This window comes from Pseudomonas sp. 05T35 (assembly GCF_056396605.1).
The window spans coordinates 1-2,519 of record NZ_JBFTLU010000557.1 but is presented as its reverse complement, the minus strand read 5'-3'; the positions used below and the strand labels follow the sequence as shown (position 1 = coordinate 2,519).

Sequence of the window (2,519 nt, the reverse complement as noted above, 5' to 3'; positions counted from 1 at the left end):
GAGCAAAAGCTCGAGCGACTGGGCTCCAACCAGAGCATTCACGTGGACTTGCGGATCATTGCCGCAACCAAACCCGACCTGCTCGATGAAGCCCGAGCCGGGCGTTTTCGCGAAGACCTGGCGTATCGGCTGAATGTCGCGGAGTTGCGCCTGCCGCCGTTGCGCGAGCGGCGTGAGGACATTCCGTTGTTGTTCGAACACTTCGCTCACGCCGCCGCCCAGCGGCTGGGACGCAGCTTCCCGCCTCTGAGCGGCCCGCAGTTGAGTCGGTTGCTGAGCCACGACTGGCCGGGCAATGTGCGCGAACTGGCGAACGTCGCCGAGCGCCAGGTGTTGGGCCTGGGTGAGCCGGAACCGGTCGGCATCGAACCCGGCCAGTCCCTCGCCGCCCAGCAGGAAGCCTTCGAAGCCCACTGCCTGCGCGCCGCGCTKACCCGGCACAAGGGCGATATCAAAGCCGTGCTGGAAGAACTGCAACTGCCGCGCCGGACCTTCAATGAAAAGATGCAGCGGCATGGGCTGAGCCGAGAGATGTTCCTGCGAGAAAGCTGAGTTTTTGTAGTGTCTGTACCTGCCTCATCGCGAGCAGGCTCGCTCCCACAGTGGATCGGCGTATTACACAAAATTTATGTACACCCTGGATCAAGTGTGGGAGCGAGCCTGCTCGCGATGAGGCAGGTACAGACAACGCAAATCAATGAACTGGATAAGCGGCTTTTCGCCTACCACCCAATCTGAATAAGCGGATTTCCGCTCACTCATTCCCGCCACCCCCTCTAAACCGGCCCTCTCCCCCTTGGCACAGCTCCTGCTATAGCCCTCCCAGGCTGCGCTTACGCGCGCTCCACAAAAACAATTAAATGAAGGATCCGTCATGGATAACTCACAAACCCTGCCTCTTGGGTCGGCCGCTGTGCCTGCCAAAGAAAAGACCACGGCCAGCCGCATCAAATCGATCTTCAGCGGCTCTGTCGGCAACATGGTCGAGTGGTACGACTGGTATGTCTACGCCGCCTTCTCGCTGTATTTCGCCAAAGCCTTTTTCCCCAAAGGCGACACCACCGCTCAACTGCTGAACACCGCTGCGATTTTCGCCGTGGGCTTTTTGATGCGCCCGATCGGCGGCTGGCTGATGGGCCTGTATGCCGACCGCGCCGGACGTAAAGCGGCGTTGATGGCGTCGGTGTACCTGATGTGCTTCGGCTCGCTGATCATCGCCTTGAGCCCGGGTTATGAAACTATCGGCGTCGGCGCACCGATTCTGCTGGTATTCGCCCGCTTGCTGCAGGGCCTGTCGGTCGGTGGCGAGTACGGCACCTCGGCCACCTATTTGAGCGAGATGGCGACCAAGGAACGTCGCGGCTTCTTCTCGAGCTTCCAGTACGTCACGCTGATCTCCGGCCAGCTCATCGCCCTCGGCGTGCTGATCGTGCTGCAGCAAACCCTGACCACCGAACAACTGTACGACTGGGGCTGGCGGATTCCGTTTGGCATCGGCGCACTGTGTGCCATCGTCGCGTTGTACCTGCGTCGCGGGATGGAAGAAACCGAGTCATTCGCCAAGAAAGAGAAGTCCAAAGAAAGCGCGATGCGCACCCTGCTGCGTCATCCCAAGGAACTGATGACCGTGGTTGGCCTGACCATGGGCGGCACCCTGGCCTTCTACACCTACACCACCTATATGCAGAAATACCTGGTGAACACGGTCGGCATGAGCATCTCCGACTCCACCACCATTTCGGCGGCCACGCTGTTCCTGTTCATGTGCCTGCAACCGGTCATCGGCGGCCTGTCGGATAAAGTCGGACGGCGGCCAATCCTGATTGCCTTCGGCATTCTCGGCACCCTGTTCACCGTGCCGATCCTCACCACCCTGCACACCATCCAGACCTGGTGGGGCGCGTTCTTCCTGATCATGGCGGCGCTGATCATCGTCAGCGGCTACACCTCGATCAACGCGGTGGTCAAAGCCGAGCTGTTCCCGACTGAAATCCGCGCGCTGGGCGTCGGCCTGCCGTATGCGCTGACCGTGTCGATCTTCGGCGGGACCGCTGAATACATCGCCCTTTGGTTCAAAAGCATCGGCATGGAAACCGGTTATTACTGGTATGTCACGGCCTGCATCGCGGTGTCGTTGCTGGTGTATGTGACTATGAAGGACACCCGCAAACACTCGCGGATCGAAACTGACTGACCATTACATCGAGGCTGGCAGTACTGGCCCCATCGCGAGCAGGCTCGCTCCCACATTAGATCGATGTCAGACATAAAATCTGTGTCTGACTCGGTCAGTGTGGGAGCGAGCCTGCTCGCGATGGCCGCTACTCGGCCCCGAGCCGATCAAGACACCTCGGCAGCCCCACGACTCGCGTACTTGTACTGCACACCACCAATCCCCCCCGCCAAACCCGCGACGAACCGATAACGATCCGTTAATGCCCTGCCGACACTCTGGTTCTGTCGCCGCTTGAATCCATATCGACGTCTCGTGCGTATACACAATGCAGGCCTCGAAGCAG

Annotated in this window: 2 protein-coding genes; both read left to right on the top strand. The window is 59.9% G+C overall.

Annotation, left to right across the window (positions count from 1 at the left end; all coding sequences use genetic code 11):
* Positions 1-552: AAA-type ATPase lid domain-containing protein (locus AC1DH9_RS27140; protein ID WP_477809133.1), on the top strand; the 552-nt coding region annotated here is incomplete at its 5' end.
* Between the two features lie 322 nt (positions 553-874).
* Positions 875-2,194: an MFS transporter gene (locus AC1DH9_RS27135; RefSeq protein WP_427536171.1), complete on the top strand. Its 1,320-nt coding sequence runs from the start codon at positions 875-877 to the stop codon at positions 2,192-2,194.
* Positions 2,195-2,519 lie beyond the last annotated feature (325 nt).